The organism is Gardnerella sp. DNF01159, assembly GCF_049244215.1.
In the GTDB taxonomy this organism is placed as follows: Bacteria; Actinomycetota; Actinomycetes; order Actinomycetales; family Bifidobacteriaceae; genus Bifidobacterium; species Bifidobacterium swidsinskii.
On record NZ_CP058387.1, the window covers coordinates 399,707 to 417,143 of the forward strand.

Annotated in this window: 13 protein-coding genes and 1 other RNA gene; 11 read left to right on the top strand and 3 right to left on the bottom strand. The window is 44.0% G+C overall.

The features are described from left to right. The first annotated feature begins 77 nt into the window (after positions 1-77). The 10 genes from mraY (at position 78) to tuf (ending at position 13,244) form a co-directional block, all read left to right on the top strand. Positions 78-1,181, top strand: a complete 1,104-nt coding sequence (gene mraY / locus HXT39_RS01425) for a phospho-N-acetylmuramoyl-pentapeptide-transferase (RefSeq protein WP_004108513.1) — start codon at positions 78-80, stop codon at positions 1,179-1,181. A 24-nt stretch (positions 1,182-1,205) separates the two neighbouring features. After that, on the top strand, positions 1,206-2,807 hold the full coding sequence (gene murD, locus HXT39_RS01430; protein ID WP_102703203.1) for a UDP-N-acetylmuramoyl-L-alanine--D-glutamate ligase: 1,602 nt from the start codon (positions 1,206-1,208) through the stop codon (positions 2,805-2,807). Positions 2,808-3,276: 469 nt separating this feature from the next. Further along, positions 3,277-4,488, top strand: coding sequence for a peptidoglycan glycosyltransferase FtsW (locus HXT39_RS01435; protein WP_233186349.1), 1,212 nt, complete (start codon positions 3,277-3,279; stop codon positions 4,486-4,488). 50 nt (positions 4,489-4,538) lie between these two features. After that, positions 4,539-5,738, top strand: a complete 1,200-nt coding sequence (locus HXT39_RS01440) for a UDP-N-acetylglucosamine--N-acetylmuramyl-(pentapeptide) pyrophosphoryl-undecaprenol N-acetylglucosamine transferase (RefSeq protein ID WP_076003024.1) — start codon at positions 4,539-4,541, stop codon at positions 5,736-5,738. Continuing rightward, positions 5,738-7,300 (top strand): UDP-N-acetylmuramate--L-alanine ligase, encoded by a 1,563-nt coding sequence (gene murC / locus HXT39_RS01445; RefSeq protein ID WP_102703202.1) that lies wholly within the window; start codon positions 5,738-5,740, stop codon positions 7,298-7,300. The genes HXT39_RS01440 and murC overlap by 1 nt, the downstream gene beginning before the upstream one ends. Positions 7,301-7,352: 52 nt before the next feature. After that, complete coding sequence (locus tag HXT39_RS01450) at positions 7,353-8,591, top strand: cell division protein FtsQ/DivIB (protein WP_004108502.1); 1,239 nt, start codon at positions 7,353-7,355, stop codon at positions 8,589-8,591. A gap of 267 nt (positions 8,592-8,858) precedes the next feature. Further along, positions 8,859-9,230: a 30S ribosomal protein S12 gene (rpsL, locus tag HXT39_RS01455; RefSeq protein ID WP_003813881.1), complete on the top strand. Its 372-nt coding sequence runs from the start codon at positions 8,859-8,861 to the stop codon at positions 9,228-9,230. Between the two features lie 3 nt (positions 9,231-9,233). Beyond that, on the top strand, positions 9,234-9,704 hold the full coding sequence (rpsG, locus tag HXT39_RS01460) for a 30S ribosomal protein S7 (protein ID WP_012914396.1): 471 nt from the start codon (positions 9,234-9,236) through the stop codon (positions 9,702-9,704). A gap of 42 nt (positions 9,705-9,746) precedes the next feature. Continuing rightward, entirely contained in the window at positions 9,747-11,876 is a 2,130-nt protein-coding gene (gene fusA / locus HXT39_RS01465) for an elongation factor G (RefSeq protein WP_004107409.1), read from the top strand. A 168-nt stretch (positions 11,877-12,044) separates the two neighbouring features. Continuing rightward, entirely contained in the window at positions 12,045-13,244 is a 1,200-nt protein-coding gene (gene tuf, locus HXT39_RS01470) for an elongation factor Tu (protein ID WP_004118785.1), read from the top strand. 660 nt (positions 13,245-13,904) lie between these two features. On the opposite strand, the gene HXT39_RS01475 is transcribed toward tuf, so the two are convergent. Both HXT39_RS01475 and HXT39_RS01480 read right to left on the bottom strand, forming a co-directional pair. Beyond that, positions 13,905-14,651 carry a Bax inhibitor-1/YccA family protein gene (locus HXT39_RS01475; RefSeq protein ID WP_004108493.1) on the bottom strand — a complete coding sequence of 249 codons (747 nt, stop codon included), beginning with the start codon at positions 14,649-14,651 and terminating at the stop codon, positions 13,905-13,907. A 184-nt stretch (positions 14,652-14,835) separates the two neighbouring features. After that, positions 14,836-15,645, bottom strand: a complete 810-nt coding sequence (locus tag HXT39_RS01480; protein WP_004108491.1) for a GTP pyrophosphokinase — start codon at positions 15,643-15,645, stop codon at positions 14,836-14,838. Positions 15,646-15,787: 142 nt separating this feature from the next. On the opposite strand from HXT39_RS01480, the gene miaA reads away from it, so the two are divergent. Beyond that, positions 15,788-16,801: a tRNA (adenosine(37)-N6)-dimethylallyltransferase MiaA gene (miaA, locus tag HXT39_RS01485; RefSeq protein ID WP_102155666.1), complete on the top strand. Its 1,014-nt coding sequence runs from the start codon at positions 15,788-15,790 to the stop codon at positions 16,799-16,801. A gap of 68 nt (positions 16,802-16,869) precedes the next feature. Here the strand turns inward: miaA and ssrA are convergent. Next, positions 16,870-17,266, bottom strand: a transfer-messenger RNA (tmRNA) gene (ssrA, locus tag HXT39_RS01490). Positions 17,267-17,437 lie beyond the last annotated feature (171 nt).

Below are 17,437 nucleotides of genomic sequence, written 5' to 3' on the forward strand. Positions count from 1 at the left end.
TGCTCGATGCTCAATATAAGTGTGAAATTAATAAATTAAGTATTATAGCAAACGGAACAGTAAACGGAGGTTAAGCGGTGATTGCGCTTATTGTAGGAATTGTGGTGTCGCTCGTAGTTACGATTGTTGGCACGCCTTTGCTTATTCGTTTAGTGCATCGTTTGCACTACGGTCAGTACATTCGCCAAGATGGACCACAATCTCATTTAGTAAAGCGCGGCACGCCAACTATGGGCGGTGTTGTTATTAACTTTGCTGTAGTAGCAGGTTGGGCTGCTTCTGCTCTTTATAGATATGTTTCTGTTGGTCGCTCGCCTTCATGGTCTGCTGTTTTGGTGCTGTTTGCAATGCTTTCAATGGGTTTGCTTGGCTTTATTGATGATTTTGCTAAGGTTCGTAAAAAGCAGAATCTTGGTCTTTCTGTACATGCGAAGTTTACTGGTCAAATTATTTTTGCAAGTATTTACGCGCTTTTGTCATTGCTATTGCCAACTCAATCTGGTATTGCTAGCGCTCAACCTGGAATGAGTTTTATTGAAAAACCATTTTTTGATTTTTCTATACTCGGCAACGGTGTAGGAATTGTAGTATTTATTGTTTGGGTTAATTTCCTTATTGCTGCTTGGTCTAACGCTGTAAACTTGACTGATGGACTTGATGGTTTAGCTTCTGGATCTTCTATGATTGCTTTTGCTGGTTACGCTTTGATTGCTTTCTGGGAAAGCTACCATGTGCGCGGAGGCGGTCATTTCGGATTCTCTTACGCTGTTTCTGATCCTCTCGATTTAACTATTATTGCTGTTTGTGCTGCTGTTGCTTGCTTTGGATTCTTGTGGTTTAATTCGAATCCTGCTCAAGTATTTATGGGAGATACTGGTTCGTTGGCTTTAGGCGGATTATTTGCAGCTCTTTCTATTGCAACTCACACAGAGTTTTTGGCTGTGATTTTGGGTGGATTATTTGTAATGGAAGCTGCAAGTGACGTTATTCAAGTTGGATTCTTTAAAGCTACGCATAAGCGTGTGTTCAAAATGGCTCCTATTCATCATCATTTTGAATTGCTCGGCTGGACGGAAACTAAGGTTGTTGTGCGATTCTGGATGATTGAGCTTATGTTTGTGCTTTCTGCACTTATGATGTTCTACGCCGATTGGGCAGGGCATTCTGGCTTGCTTATTTAATTTCAAAAATTGGAAGGCTTCAATATGAATATTGTCGATGGCAATGAAGTATCTGTTTCGTCTGAATCTACTTGTAAGTCGTGCACAAGCGATAAAGCATTTGCTTTTAAGCGTGTATTAGTTGCAGGTCTTGGAGTTTCTGGTCGTGGCGCAGCTGAGGTTTTGTGCGCTGTTGGATCTGAGCCTGTGACTGCAGACGAAAATAAGCCTGATGCCGATATACATGATTTTTCAGCAATAGACTGGTCTAAAATCGATGCTGTTGTTACATCTCCAGTATTTAACCCTCGCACGCCATTTTTGCAAGAAGCTGCATCGCGCAATATTCCAATAATGAGCGAAGTTGAATTAGCATGGCGCTTGCGCGTACCTTCTCAGCGCACGAATAAACCTGCTTATTGGATTGGCGTTACTGGCACAAATGGTAAGACTTCTACTACAGAAATGACTTCTGCAATGCTAACCGCTTGCGGATTAAATGCTCCAGCTGTGGGAAATATTGGAAAGTCTGTGTCACATGCTGCTTTGGAATGTGAGCATGATGCCTTATGTGTTGAATTAAGCTCTTTCCAATTGCATTTCACTGATTCTTTAGCTCTTGATTGTGCTGCTATTACTAATATTGCTGCTGATCATTTAGATTGGCATGGTGGCATGGAAGCGTACGCTCGTGACAAGTCAAAAGTATTTAATAATGTGCAAAAAGCTTTGGTTTACAATGCTCAAGATGAGCGTGTAAGCAAATTGGCAGATTGTGCACAAGTTGCTGATGGCTGTAAAAAGATTGGTTTTACGTTAGAAGAGCCTAAAGATGGTGAAATTGGCGTAAAAGATGGTTGGATTGTAGATAACAGCGGTGTTGCTGGAGGAACTAAAGGCACTCTAAAACCTATTGTCGAATTGCGTGAGCTAAAACATCTGTGCGAGCCTGATGGCAGTGTGTATCCGCATTTATTAGCTGATGCTCTTACTGCGTTAGCGTTAGCTTTAGGTTTAACTGGTGACGTAGATTCTTCAGTTCGTGCTTTACGCGAGTTTGCTCCTGGAGGTCATCGCATTCAAACAGTTGCGACTTTGATGTCTGAAGATGAAAATCCTTCGCATTGTATTAGATTTGTAGATGATTCTAAAGCAACTAATGCTCATGCTGCTTGTGCATCTTTAGCTAGTTTTGCTAATAATTCGGTTGTTTGGATTGCTGGCGGTTTAGCTAAAGGTGGTCATTTTGAAGATTTAATTGCAAACCAACTTCATGTGATTAAAGCAGTTGTTGTTATTGGAATAGATCAACGTCCAATTGTTGAAGCTCTTCACAGTTCAGCTCCTCACATTCCAGTAACTATTGTTTCACAAGATGGTTCTTGCGCTAAATCATATGATTGCGTTGATGACTTAGTTTGTGAGTATATTGAGAATACTTCGCTTGTAAATCCTGATTCTTCATTCGGTGAGGCTGTTATGCGTCAAACTGTAGAAGCTGCTGGGCGTTATGCTAAGCCTGGTGATGTTGTTCTGCTTGCTCCTGCTTGTGCCTCTATGGATCAATTTGTTTCGTACGCCGATCGCGGCAATCGTTTTGCTAAAGAATCTCAACGATGGGTGCATAATCATGGTATTCAACAGTAATAAGCCTAAAAAGTTTTTGCGTTCATTAGCGTGCAAAGTCTCAGAAGTTATTATGGAAGATCATATTGAAACAGATTCAGATTCTTCTCATTCTTCCCAAAAGCAAAAATTTGAATCTTTTAAAAAATCTATTAGAACTTCAGCAAGTAAAGTAGGCGAGTCCGTAAGCAAAGCAGGAGCGTATGCAAGCAAAGCGGGTAAGGAATTAGGCAAATCTGTAGGAAAGTCTGTAAGTAAGTCCGTAAGTAGTTCTGTTACTAAAGTTGGCAAATCTGTAGGTTCTTCTTTAAATGAATCTGTAAAATTTGTAAAAGATGTAAAGAAGTCGAAAGCTGCGAAACCAGCGAAACCAGCAAAGCTAGCGAAACCAGCAAATACAGTAAAGCCAGCAAATACAGCAAAGCCAGCAAATACAGCAAAGCCGGCAAAGTCAATCAAATACGCAAAATTAGCGCATACTGTATCTGGAATATTTTCCTCGAAAAAAGACTACTCAAAAAACTCGTTAGAGCGCAAAACTCAAGATTCAGAATTAAAGAAATACGTTGGCTTGCGCAGTTTAACTAACCCACTGTGGTGCTTATACGGCATGAGAGTATCAGTGGTTATACTGTCGATTTTCGGCTTATTTATGGTGTTTTCTAGTTCTTCAGTAACTATGATCACCTACGGAATTGCACCTTGGGGTCAAGGCGTAAACCAAACAATGTATTGCGTTTTAGGCTTAATTGGCTATATTTTCGCTTCTCGACTTCCAGTTACAGTTTATAGACGATACGTTGCTGTTATTTACATTATTTCTGTTATTGCACAGTTCTTAACATTTGTTCCAGGTTTACGACGTGAAGTTAATGGTAATGCTGGTTGGATTGCTTTCGGCCCTATGACTTTGCAGCCTGCAGAAATTACAAAACTTGCATTATGTATTTGGCTTCCAGTAGCTTTGATTGCTGCAAAACAAGCATATGAGCGTGTGCAAATGCGCGCGTATATTCCTGTAGCAGCAGGACTTGGCGTATCGTTGTTGCTTGTTATTGCAGGTAAGGATCTTGGTACTGCTTTAATTATTATTCTTATTGCACTTATAGCTTTCTACTTAGGTGGATTCCCAACAAAATGGCTTGTTGGAAGCATATTTATTGCTTGCATAATGGTTGCTCTTTTGGTTTTAACAAGCCAAAATCGTATGCGACGTATTCTTGCTACTTTGCACGGATGTGATGCAAAATCAGCTAAAGGCGTTTGTTTCCAAGCAATTCACGCTCAATATGCAATGGCTTCTGGTGGACTATTAGGCGTTGGCATCGGAAACTCTCGTGAAAAATGGAATTATTTGCCTTACGCTCACAATGACTTTATTTTCGCTATTATTGGCGAAGAGATGGGCTTTTTGGTTGCAGCAGCAGTGATTTTGCTATACGTAATTATTGGTTGGTGCATACTATCTTCAGCATTAAAAGCGAAATCGCAATTTATTTCAATCACATTAATGTGTATTGCAACGTGGATTGTAGGCCAAGGATTAGTTAATATTCTTGTTGTTGTGCAAATACTTCCGGTTATGGGAGTGCCTATGCCGTTTGTGTCCGCAGGTGGTTCTTCGCTTGTTATGTGTTTGGTCGCAATTGGCGTAGCTGATGGTCTTATGCGTTCCAATCCGCAACTTACTATATCGAAGTAGTAAGTATTTACAACTTTTTATAATATGAAAGTTATAACAAGGGTAGTGAAATGAAATTTGATAATGCTATTGAGCATGAAGTGCATATTGTTCTTGCAGGCGGGGGCACTGCAGGTCATGTCAATCCTTTGCTTTCTGTCGCAAACGCTATTAAAAAGCTCAATCCTGAAGCGTTAATTAGTGTAATTGGCACAGAAGTTGGTTTGGAAAAAAGTCTTGTTCCGAATGCAGGGTACGAACTTGACACTATAGAAAAAGTGCCGTTCCCGCGTAAGCCAAATCTAGATGCAATTAAGTTTCCAATTCGATGGATGCGCGAAAAACGCAAAGTGCGAAATATACTAGCCGCTAGAAAAGCAGATATAGTAGTGGGCTTCGGTGGCTATGCTTCTGCTCCAGTATATTCTCAAGCTCATGCGCAGCATATTCCTATTGTGATTCACGAGCAGAATGCTAAATCTGGAATGGCAAATCGCTTGGGCGCAAGTTGGGCTGATGCTGTTGGAACAGTTTATGGGAATACTGATTTGCGCACACGAAAAGGTGTCAAAGTTGAAAGAGTTGGTTTACCTCTTAGACCTGCTATTTCTCAATTGTGTGAAAGATTAGAAAAAGATTATGATTCCGCTCGCGTTGAAGGTGCGCAAAAACTTGGCGTTGACCCTAAACGTCCAATTATTCTTGTTACTGGCGGATCTTTGGGTGCAAAAAGCATAAATCAAGCTGTTGCTGCAGCAGCAGGAGATATTTTAAAACATGCGCAAGTAATTCACTTAACTGGTCGCGCAAAAGCGGAAGAAGTGCGAAATATAGTTGCAAAGCAAGTAGGCGAATCGCAAATAAACGATATTAAACCAGAGCATGCTGGCTGTGGCGATTATCATATTGCAGAATATCTAGAGCGTATTGATTGGGCTTTTGCTTGTGCAGATTTAGTTATATGTCGTGCAGGAGCTGGAACGGTTGCAGAAATTTCTGCACTTGGCTTACCTGCTGTATACGTGCCATTGCCTATTGGCAACGGCGAGCAGCGTTTCAATGCTGAGCCTGTAGTAAATGCAGGGGGAGCAGTAATGGTAAATGATGCTGATTTCAATGCAAAGTGGTTTATAGATGAAGGATTAGCTTTATTGCAAAACAAAAAGCAATTACAAGCTATGCGTACTAAATCTTGGAATTATGGTATTCGTGATGCTGCAGACGTTATGGCGAAGCATATTCTTGAAATCGCAAAAGAAGGCAGAAAGTAATGACTAATCTTAATAGCAATACAACTTCATTTCATAATAATATTGATTTAAACCCAGTAAAATCAGCATTTGATGATTCGCAAACAATTTCAAAATTAGGTCGAGTGCATTTTATTGGTATTGGTGGAGCTGGAATGAGTGTTCTGGCAGAAATGTTGCATGAAGAGGGGGTAAGCGTAAGTGGATGTGATCGCGAAGCAAATGATCACACTCAACGCTTGGAAGAATTAGGTATTGAAGTAGAAATTGGACAAAGTGCTTCACACGTTGAGCATGCAGATGTACTCGTGTATTCAAGCGCTATTAAACCGAGCAATCCGGAGATTATGGCAGCACATGAGCGCGGCATAAAGCTTGTTCATCGCAGCGATATTCTTGCGTTATTATTATCTGCAAAAACTGGCGTGACTGTTGCTGGAGCGCATGGAAAAACAACTACTAGCTCACTTCTTTCTCATATATTAACTGTGGCTGCAGTAGGCGATTTGGCTGATCCAAGCTACGCAATCGGCGGATCTATTCAAGCTGCAGACGGAACAGTTTTAGACGGCGGTCATGCTGGCAATGGAATTGTTATGGTTGCTGAAGCTGACGAATCTGACGGAAGTTTTGAAAAATACAGCCCAAGTATTGCAATCGTAACAAATGCTGAAGCAGATCACTTGGATCATTATGGCTCTAGTGAACGATACAGAGAAGCATTTGTTGAGCACGTAAGTCATGCTGTTAATAACGTAATAATTTGTGCAGAAGACGAAGGTGCTAGAAAAGTACTTGAAGCTATGCCGGATAATATTTTAAACAAAACAATTGCTTACGGTAATTTGGATACTTGGAGCCTAAAAGTCAGCTCGCGCGTACAAAAATTAGCCATGTTCGCAAGTATTGAGCATGAAAATGAGCAAGCTGTAAGTGGTCGAGAAATGTTTACGCTTGTATTGCCAGAAAAAATTTTGGATGAACATGCTAAATGTTCGAATAAGGTGCAAGTTAGCTTGTTAATACCAGGTTTGCATAATGCGCTTAATGCTTCTGCAGCTATTGTTGCTGCAGTATTGCTCGGTATGAATCCAGAAGATGCGGCTCGTAGTGCAGAAAGCTTCCGAGGTGCGTCTCGTCGTTTTGATATTCGTGGATGTGTTGATGGTGTGACAGTTGTGGACGATTATGCTCACCATCCAACTGAAATAGCTGCATTATTGCGCGCTGCTCGAAGAAAGTACACTTCTTCTACTCTTCGCGTGCTGTTTCAGCCTCATTTGTTCTCCAGAACGCAGGCTTTTGCTAATGAGTTTGCAAAATCTTTGGCTCTTGCAGACGATGTAATTGTTACAGGAATTTTCCCAGCTCGCGAAAAGCAGGAAGATTTTCCAAATATTAATGCTGAAACTATTGTTAAAGCTGCAAAATCGCAGAATCTTGATGTAAAAATTGAAGCGGTTGACGATATGCGCGAAGCTGCGTTGAAACTGACTTTGCGTGCAAAATCTGGTGATGTGCTGCTTACAGTTGGTGCAGGAAGTATTACTGCTATGACGTCTGTTATGCTAGAAGCATTGTAGTGCTTTGAAATTAAGCGATTAAAATATAAATAGATTATTACGAGAGGTAATTATGGGTCGCGTGAGGTCAAGCAAATCGTACGATGCTGATGCAAATAATTCGCATCGTCGTACCGTTTCAAGTCTTAATATTGCGCGTACTGAAGAGTCTCGTAGTAATAAATCCAGCAGCATTGCGTCTCGTAGCAGTGCGTCTCGTAGTGCTGAATTGCTTAATAATGAATTGCGTAGTGGTGTAGCTCGTGGTGCGAAATCTAATATCGGAAAATCTAATATAAAAAAATCTAGTATCAAAAAAACGCGTGATGAAAAAATTCATATTTCTAAACCTAGATCTGCTTCGTCGTTGCGCAAAGACCAGCGTTTTCAAAGGCATATAATCAGCCAAAACACATCGCAAATACGAGTAGCTGATATCAATGAAAAAAATCATCAAGGTAAGTTTGTTGACGCTAGACTTTTGCCGAAGCTTGATTTTGTAAGAAAAACTTTAAGTCAAACTTCTGGTTCTCTTGGAATGATTACTCGTCCTAGAATAATTAATTTTCGAGAGCGTTTGAAAGAACGTAAATCTGCTTATTTGCAATTTACTGTTAAACGAATTCTTGCAATTCTTGCAGTGATTGCTTCTGTTTCAGCGATTGTTTGGTTTTTATTCTTCTCGCCAGTTTTTCTTCTTAAGTCTAACGATATAAGTATTTCTGGTTCTAACGAGTGGGTGAGTGAGCAAAAAATTGCTTCAATTGCGTCAACTCAGGTTGGTAAATCGCTATTTTTAGTTTCTTCTCAAGAAGTAATTAACCAACTTAACGATATTCCTGGTGTAACTGAAGCAAAAGTTTCTAAGAATTTCCCTAATGGTTTGCATGTTTCTGTACATGCGCAACGTCCTGCAGCAATGCTCAAAACTCGAGATAGCAATAAATTAACTGCTGTTGACGCTAAAGGTCGCGTGTTAAATGCCGTAGCTCAAGTTCCAACGCAAGGAATACCTGTTATCGAAGTTTCAAATGTGCAAAGAAGTTTGAATAATAGAGCGGTACTTGAAGCTGTAAAAATTGTTAGTTCACTTTCGGAATCTTTGCGAGCTAGAGTTACGAAAGTTAGTGCAAAAACTCAAGATTCTGTCGAAACAGAATTAGGGGATGTTAAAAAAACTATCATATGGGGCAATTCGTCTCAGATTGAGTTAAAGAAAGCTATTGTTGCCAAGATTATTGATGATCCTAGTAAAATTGGCAATAAACGCAGCTTAGATGTGTCTGCTCCTGTGCGTCCAATTCTTAAATAGGGTTTTAAAACTTTATTAATTGCATTGTCAAGATTAGGTGTATAATAGCAATTTGTGTGTGCCAACAACGTGCCTTATGTTATAGGCGTGTTGGTTGGGATATCCCAAGTGCCAAAGATAGCGCGCAGTAATGTGTGGCTGGAGGCGCGAGGGCCATCGGGCCGGTGGACTGTGGCTTTTACTCTTTAACCGATTCTTTGGTTATGGTGTGCTGCAGTGTGGCGGTTTTCACCAAATAGAAGATAACAATGAATCGGAGAACTTAAGTTGCCTACGATTGAACAACTTGTCCGTAAAGGACGTCAGGCCAAGCCGAAAAAGTCAAAGACTTTGGCCTTGAAGGGTAGCCCGCTGCGTCGTGGCGTATGCACCCGTGTATACACCACCACTCCTAAGAAGCCAAATTCCGCGCTTCGTAAGGTTGCTCGTGTGCGCCTCAGCTCTGGTATTGAAGTAACCGCCTATATTCCAGGCGAAGGTCACAACTTGCAGGAGCACTCCATCGTGCTCGTGCGTGGTGGCCGTGTGAAGGATCTCCCAGGTGTGCGTTACCACATCGTGCGTGGCGCATTAGATACCCAGGGTGTCAAGGACCGCAAGCAGGGTCGTTCCCTGTATGGAGCAAAGAAGGCGAAGTAAAACATGTCACGTAAAGGACCTGCAAAAAAGCATCAACTGCTTCCTGATCCAATCTACGGCTCGACCGTCGTGGCTCAGTTGATTAACAAAATCCTTCTCGATGGTAAGAAGTCCATCGCAGAAAACATCGTCTACACCGCTCTTGAGCAGGTGAAGGCAAAGACCGAGCAGGAGCCAGTTTCTGTATTGAAGCGCGCTCTTGATAACATTCGTCCAAATCTTGAGGTTCGTTCTCGCCGCGTTGGTGGTGCAACTTATCAGGTTCCAGTCGAAGTTAAGCCTGCTCGCGCAAACACTCTTTCCCTCCGCTGGCTTACTGACTTCTCACGCGCTCGTCGTGAAAAGACTATGGCTGAGCGCTTGGCCAACGAAATTCTCGATGCCTCCAATGGCTTGGGTGCTTCCGTGAAGCGCCGCGAGGATACCCACAAGATGGCAGAAGCAAACAAGGCTTTTGCTCACTATCGCTGGTAATCCACAAGATAATCGGTATCTTAAAGAGCTAAGGATAAGAATATGGCACAAGATGTGCTTAACGACCTGAATATGGTTCGTAATATCGGCATCATGGCGCACATTGATGCTGGTAAGACTACTACCACCGAACGTATTCTTTACTACACTGGTAAGAACTACAAAATCGGTGAAACTCATGATGGTGCTTCTACCATGGACTTCATGGCTCAGGAGCAGGAGCGCGGTATTACTATTCAGTCTGCTGCAACTACCTGCTTCTGGAAGCGTCAAACTCATGACGTTGATGACCGCTATCAGATCAACATCATCGATACCCCAGGTCACGTGGACTTCACCGCTGAGGTGGAACGTTCCCTTCGCGTGCTCGATGGTGCTGTAGCAGTTTTCGATGGTAAGGAAGGTGTGGAACCTCAGTCTGAAACCGTGTGGCGTCAGGCTGATAAGTATAGCGTCCCACGTATCTGCTTCATCAATAAGATGGATAAGCTTGGCGCTGATTTCTACTATTCCGTCAAGACCATCAAGGAGAAGCTCGGTGCAACTCCACTCGTTATTCAGCTTCCAATCGGTGCTGAAAACGACTTCGTTGGCGTTGTTGACTTGATTCGTATGAAGGCTTACGTCTGGAATGACGTTAAGGACGATATGGGTGCTCACTATGACACCGTTGACATTCCTGAAGATTTGCAGGAACGTGCAGAACAGTATCGTGCTGAACTTATGGATCAGGTTGCTGAAGCTGACGATGAGCTGGTTGAGAAGTACCTCGAAACTGGCGAACTTACTGAAGAAGAAATGCGCGCTGGTATCCGTAAGCTTACCATTGAGCGTAAGGCATTCCCAGTAACTTGCGGTTCTGCATTCAAGGATAAGGGTGTTCAGCCAATGCTGGATGCTGTTGTCGACTTCCTCCCAAGCCCAGAAGATGTTCCATCTATTAAGGGCTTCAAGCCAGGCGACGAATCTGTTGAAATTGACCGTAAGCCAGTTAATACAGATCCATTCGCAGCATTGGTATTCAAGATTTCAACCCATCCATTCTATGGCAAGCTCGTGTTCGTGCGCGTTTACTCTGGCGAAGTAAAGCCAGGCGATTCCGTGTACGATTCCACGAAGTCCAAGAAGGAACGCGTTGGTAAGATTTTCCAGATGCATGCTGATAAGGAAAATCCTGTAGATTCAGCTGAAGCTGGTAACATCTACACCTTCGTTGGTTTGAAGAACGTCAGCACTGGTGATACTTTGTGCGACGAAAAGAACCCAATTTCTTTGGAATCCATGACATTCCCAGATCCTGTTATTGAGGTTGCTGTGGAGCCAAAGACGAAGGCTGATCAGGAAAAGATGAGCTTGGCTTTGGCTAAGCTTTCTGACGAGGATCCTACATTCCAGGTTAAGACCGATGAGGAATCTGGTCAGACTTTGATTTCCGGTATGGGCGAGCTTCAGCTTGACATTATCGTTGATCGTATGCGTCGTGAGTTCAAGGTCGAAGCGAATGTTGGTAAGCCACAGGTTGCTTACCGTGAGACGATTCGTAAGGCTGTTATGAACCAGGAATACACTCACAAGAAGCAGACCGGTGGTTCTGGTCAGTTTGCAAAGGTTTTGATGAACTTCGAACCTCTCGACACAGAATCTGGCGAAACCTACCAGTTTGTCAACGAAGTTACCGGCGGTCACATCACCAAGGAATTCATTCCTTCAATCGATGCAGGCGTGCAGGAAGCTATGGAATCCGGCGTTTTGGCTGGCTTCCCAGTTGTGGGTGTAAAGGCAACCGTCACCGACGGTCAGACTCACGATGTCGATTCTTCGGAAATGGCCTTCAAGATCGCAGGTTCCATGTGCTTCAAGGAAGCTGCTCCTAAGGCTAATCCGGTAATTCTCGAACCAATTATGGCTGTCGAAGTCCGTACTCCAGAAGAGTACATGGGCGACGTCATGGGCGATTTGAACTCTCGTCGCGGTAACATCCAGTCTATGACTGATGCCACTGGCGTGAAAGTTATCGACGCCAAGGTGCCGCTGAGCGAAATGTTCGGCTACATTGGCGATCTTCGTTCCAAGACTCAGGGCCGCGCAATGTTCACCATGCAGATGGACTCTTACGCGGAGGTCCCGAAGGCCGTTTCGGACGAGATTATTAAGGCTCAGCGCGGCGAATAAAGCGCACGCTACTTCGGTGTTTTCTGTCCCCGGTCAACGCTAGAATTTCCTACGTTGACTGGGTTCTGGCACCGAAGTGGCACCTAACCCAGAAACCCAGTAATATGTAGCGAAAGACCTCTCACAAATGTGTGAGGCAAACTACGAGACGTCCAGGAGGACAAACACATGGCAAAGGAAAAGTACGAGCGTACTAAGCCGCATGTTAACATTGGTACCATTGGTCACGTTGATCACGGTAAGACTACCTTGACCGCGGCTATTTCTAAGGTGCTGCATGGCGAGTATCCAGATCTGAACCCTCAGTATGACTTCGATCAGATTGATGCCGCTCCAGAAGAGAAGGAACGCGGCATTACCATTAACATCGCACACATCGAGTATCAGACCGCTGAGCGTCACTACGCTCACGTGGACGCTCCAGGCCACGCTGATTACGTGAAGAACATGATCACCGGTGCTGCTCAGATGGATGGCGCAATCCTCGTGGTTGCTGCTACCGATGGTCCTATGGCTCAGACCCGTGAGCACGTTTTGCTCGCTAAGCAGGTCGGTGTCCCGAAGATCCTCGTTGCTTTGAACAAGTGCGATATGGTTGATGATCCAGAACTTATCGACCTCGTCGAAGAAGAGGTTCGTGACCTCCTCGAAGAAAACGGCTTCGATCGCGACTGCCCAGTCATCCGCACCTCTGCTTACGGTGCTTTGCATGATGACGCTCCAGATCACGAGAAGTGGGTAGAGACCGTCAAGGAGCTCATGAAGGCTGTTGACGAGTACATCCCAACCCCAACTCACGATCTTGACAAGCCATTCTTGATGCCAATCGAAGATGTGTTCACCATCTCCGGTCGTGGTACCGTTGTCACCGGTCGTGTTGAGCGTGGTAAGCTCCCAATCAACACCCCAGTTGAGATCGTTGGTTTGCGTCCAACTCAGACCACCACCGTTACCTCCATCGAGACCTTCCACAAGCAGATGGATGAGGCCGAGGCTGGCGATAACACTGGTCTTCTTCTCCGTGGTATCAACCGTACCGATGTTGAGCGTGGTCAGGTTGTGGCTGCTCCAGGTTCTGTGACCCCACACACCAAGTTCGAAGGCGAAGTTTACGTCTTGACCAAGGACGAAGGTGGCCGTCACTCGCCGTTCTTCTCCAACTACCGTCCACAGTTCTACTTCCGCACCACCGACGTCACCGGCGTTATCACCTTGCCAGACGGTGTTGAGATGGTTCAGCCAGGCGATCATGCAACCTTCACTGTTGAGTTGATTCAGGCAATCGCAATGGAAGAGGGCTTGACCTTCGCAGTTCGTGAAGGTGGCCGTACCGTTGGTTCCGGTCGTGTGACCAAGATTCTTGCCTAGTATTTTTTCTAACTGAAAAATATTAGCTAAGGCTTAATAAAGACCCCGCGAGGAAACTCGTGGGGTCTTTTGTTGTATGTGCTTGTTTTATCAGCGCGACGACCTGCTTGAGTGCTGCGATTTAGCGCGCGAAAGCAACTCGGAGCGCCGAGCTTGCTCAGGGTTGAAAGCACAGTGTGCTTTCAACGCAAGCGAGGTCTGCCTTCGTCAATAAAAAGACGAAGGCAGGGCAGATTAGTGGGGTAGTGTTCTCTTGTTTGGAGTGTTTTGGTGGGTTTGGAGCTCCAATCGCGGGATTTGATGCTCACGTTGGCGCGACGACCTGCTTGAGCGCTGCGATTTAGCGCGCGAAAGCAACTCGGAGCGGAAACTCGCTTAGGTTGGAAGTCCGGGGGACTTCCAACGCGAGTTTCGTAAGCGAGCGCGTTACCCGCGTGAGCGCCACTGTTTTTTCGTTACTGGTGCAGTTTGTGTTCTGCGTTAGTGTCTGTCTCTGGTAGGTGATTTGAGAAGTGTGTGAGAGATGGGTGTTAGTAACGCTCGGCACTGTTAACGCGTTCGCGTTTGGAGTACAGAGAGCATAATAAAACCCTGCCAAATACTAATCTGGCAGGGTTAAATAGCTAAGCAACTAACACACGTATGTTAGTTTTAGTATTGCTAATCTCTATTATCTCCAAGCAACTCTAGCAAGTAGATGAACATGTTAATGAAGTCCAAGAACAGCTGGAATGCGCAGAAAATAGATACTTTCTTAACCATTTCAGGCTGATTTTCATATTGTGCAAGTAATGCGCGAGTTTGCTGAGCATCGTAAGCTGTTAAACCTGCAAAAATAACGATGCCAATTCCAGCCATAAGACGCATTGTTCCAGTATCTTGCCCAATAAACGAAATAATAATTTGCGCAACAACGAATACAAGTAATGCAACCATTAAAATTGGACCAGCTTTAAGCAAATCCTTTTTTGTAGTAAGTGCAAGCATTGTCAAGCACAGGAAGAATCCTGCAGTTAAAGCAAATACTAATGCCACAGATCCAAGGCTAAATACTTGAAAGACTGAGCTTAAAGTAAATCCTGTTAAAGCAGCATAAGCATAGAACAAAACTCGTACTGTTGTCTCACTCATTTTCATTAAGCGTGTTCCAAGAACAACTGCTATCACAACCTGAGCAATTGCCAACATTATCCAACCCCATCCGCGGGTTGCAAACATAAATCTAAGCCAGAAATTACCGCTCTGAGTGAACAGTGCCACAAGAGTTGTAACAATCAATCCAAGCGTCATTTCGCCATAGGTGCGTCCTACTGAAACTCTTTTTGCTTCTTCAAAAGCATATGTTGCCTGAGTGTCAATAACCTCAGGAGCACCGCTTCTGTAATAATCTTGAGTAAAGTTTGTCATTATTTCTCCTTAACAGCTATGAAATAAAACGCTGTCAAGACAACGTTCTCACATAATTATAATTAAAGCATCTGGGAAAATGCTAAAAAAATACAGCATAATTTATACGTTCGTACAATAAGCTGGTTTTAATCTTGCATAAGATTACGCCTAATATGGCATAAGCTTGCGCTTCGTATTTATATTATGCCTTACTATTAGGTGCTTCTTCAACTTGAGGAGCACCATTAATATCGCGGTGAATACCTTGCATTTGTGTTTCAATATTTTGCAAGCTATGCGCGCAATCGAGCAAAGTTTGAGAGTGCTCAGCCAACTTTGCATCCGGCAAACCGGCTTTGTATCTTAAAGCGTGCTCCAAGCTAGCCCAATAATCCATAGCAATAGTTCGGAATTGCACTTCAACTGGCGTGTAGTGTGCTCCAGAAGACAAGAACACAGGAACTGCATAAATTACGTGCAAACTGCGGTATCCATTAGGTTTTGGATTCTTAATATAATCCTTAACTTGCAATACTTGAATGTCTGTTTGTTTAGAAAGATATTGCGCTACAGAATACACATCGTCGCAGTAGTTGCAAATTACGCGAATTCCAGCTACGTCGAAAAGATTATCGCGTATAGAGCGTGTGGAAATATCTAGATGACGCCTTTGCAGTTTCTCAAAAATTGAGTGTACTGATTTAAGACGACGCTCCATGTGATGAATTGGGTCGTGAGAGAACCGCACCTGAAATTCGCTATCTAGAATCTCGAGCTTTGTACTTATTTCGTACATTGCTCCTTCGTAAATTTGCATCATGTTTACAAATTCGTCGATTTGGTCTTCAGGAAGCATAAGCGAATTAGTTTTGCCGCATTGGGAGCAATTTTGTTGGTTTTTTGTATTGTCAACATTGCTGCTAACGTTGCTGCTTTCATTAGCTGCTTCGTTGCTATGAAGACGCGCATAGAGTTCTGCTGCGTTTACGCGGTTATGACGATCAAGTATCACGTCTTTTAATAATACTATAAAAACTGCTAAACGTCTGGGAGTGCGTATGTAAATGTAATATTCTTTGCAAAGCGTGATATAAATATCTTAGGTAATTGAGCGCAAGCAAAATTTAGCAAAGTATTTTGACGAGGAGTGTATTTTGTCTGAAAATAAGCAGGATAATATTCCTAAAGTAATTTCAATAGTTGGTCCTACGGCTTCAGGCAAAACTAGTCTTGGTATTGCGCTTGCGAAAAAATTAGCTGAGCGTGGGATTCGTGCGGAAATCATCAACGCAGACGCGTATCAAATGTATCGTTACATGGATATTGGCACGGCTAAGGCGAGTGCGCAGGAGCAGGCGGAAGTACCACACCATTTGCTTGACATAATTGATCCTGAAGAAACGATGACGGTTGCGCGATTTCAAGTTTTGGCCAGACAGTGTATTAGTGAGTTGCAATCGCGTGGTGTGAGGCCGATTTTAGTTGGAGGATCGGGATTGTATGCTCGTGCTGCTGTGGATGATATTACATTTCCAGGCACGGATGAGTCTATTCGTGCAGCTTTGGAGGAGCGCGAGCGCAAAGAGGGAGCGAGTGCGCTGTTTGATGAGTTGCAACAAAAGGATCCGGTTGCTGCGGCTCATATGGATGCGCGCAATCCGCGACGTACAATTCGCGCGCTTGAAGTGATTGAGCTTACGGGAAAGCCTTATTCCGCAACGCTTCCGAAGTATAAGTATGTGATTGATTGCGTGCAAATTGGCTTAGATTTGCGTCGTGAAGATTTAGATAAGCGCGTGGATTTACGTACGCAAATTATGCGTGAGCAGGGTTTTGTGGATGAGGTGCGCGCGATTCGAGAGCGATTGGGTGTGACTGCAGCTCGTGCTCTTGGCTACCAGCAGATTATGGATTATTTGGATGGCGTGTGGAGCGAGGATGAGGCTTTTGTGGATATTGCACAAAAAACTCGACGACTTGCACGCAAACAAATGGGTTGGTTTGGTAGGGATGCTCGCATCCACTGGTTGGACGCGTTGCGACCGGATCTTGCGGAAGCTGCGCTCGCGATTGTTGATGATGCGGATGCGGGGGAGTTTGATTGCGATAGTTCTGACGCTACTGAGCACGTTACTCAGCATCATCTCGGAGATGCTTTTGACGCTTAATTTAAGCCTTGGAAACATTGGGTTTTGCTACAAAAAACGCCACTGTGTGAGCAGTGGCGTTATTGCGTTTGTGGAGTCGCGGGGAATTGAACCCCGGTCCGGTGACCGTACCCTCGGTCTTCTACGTGCGTAGTCTGCTGGCCGTGCGGCAGTTTTTCTGCCCCCATGTTATCGCAGACAATTCATGGCGAGCATATCTACAGTAAAAGTCCCTGAATTGCCCTGCAGCCCAGCAATTCAAGCAAGTCTTCTCATGACGTTCAGCACCACTCCGAAGACGTGAGTGGGTGAACGGAGCAGCTGCTCACTGGTTAATCCTGGCGCGAAGCTCAGGCAGCGAGAGCGAACTCAGTGCGATTAGATTTAGCACTTATTCTTTTGCGAAAGGACGTTTACGAGTGGACTTTCGCATTCTCGGCACGCTTCCCCGCGGCGAACAGATCGCCGTCGAAACCGATCGACCCCTTTTGATTTTTCAAACAATCGTTGCGCTAGAGCACACGTTTTTATATTGTATCATATTTTAATGCGACGAATTGCTTGAGCGCTTATTTCTCACGGAATAGCAGTTTGCCTAACGCATGATGATATGGGCGCCCTCACTGAGCTTATTCCTAACGGCATAGTCGTTCGGAT

Coding starts and splice junctions, on each gene's coding strand:
- murD (WP_102703203.1), top strand. CDS start 1,206: ATGAATATTGTCGATGGCAATGAAGTATCTGTTTCGTCTGAATCTACT.
- HXT39_RS01440 (WP_076003024.1), top strand. CDS start 4,539: ATGAAATTTGATAATGCTATTGAGCATGAAGTGCATATTGTTCTTGCA.
- murC (WP_102703202.1), top strand. CDS start 5,738: ATGACTAATCTTAATAGCAATACAACTTCATTTCATAATAATATTGAT.
- HXT39_RS01450 (WP_004108502.1), top strand. CDS start 7,353: ATGGGTCGCGTGAGGTCAAGCAAATCGTACGATGCTGATGCAAATAAT.
- rpsG (WP_012914396.1), top strand. CDS start 9,234: ATGTCACGTAAAGGACCTGCAAAAAAGCATCAACTGCTTCCTGATCCA.
- fusA (WP_004107409.1), top strand. CDS start 9,747: ATGGCACAAGATGTGCTTAACGACCTGAATATGGTTCGTAATATCGGC.
- tuf (WP_004118785.1), top strand. CDS start 12,045: ATGGCAAAGGAAAAGTACGAGCGTACTAAGCCGCATGTTAACATTGGT.
- HXT39_RS01475 (WP_004108493.1), bottom strand. CDS start 14,651: ATGACAAACTTTACTCAAGATTATTACAGAAGCGGTGCTCCTGAGGTT.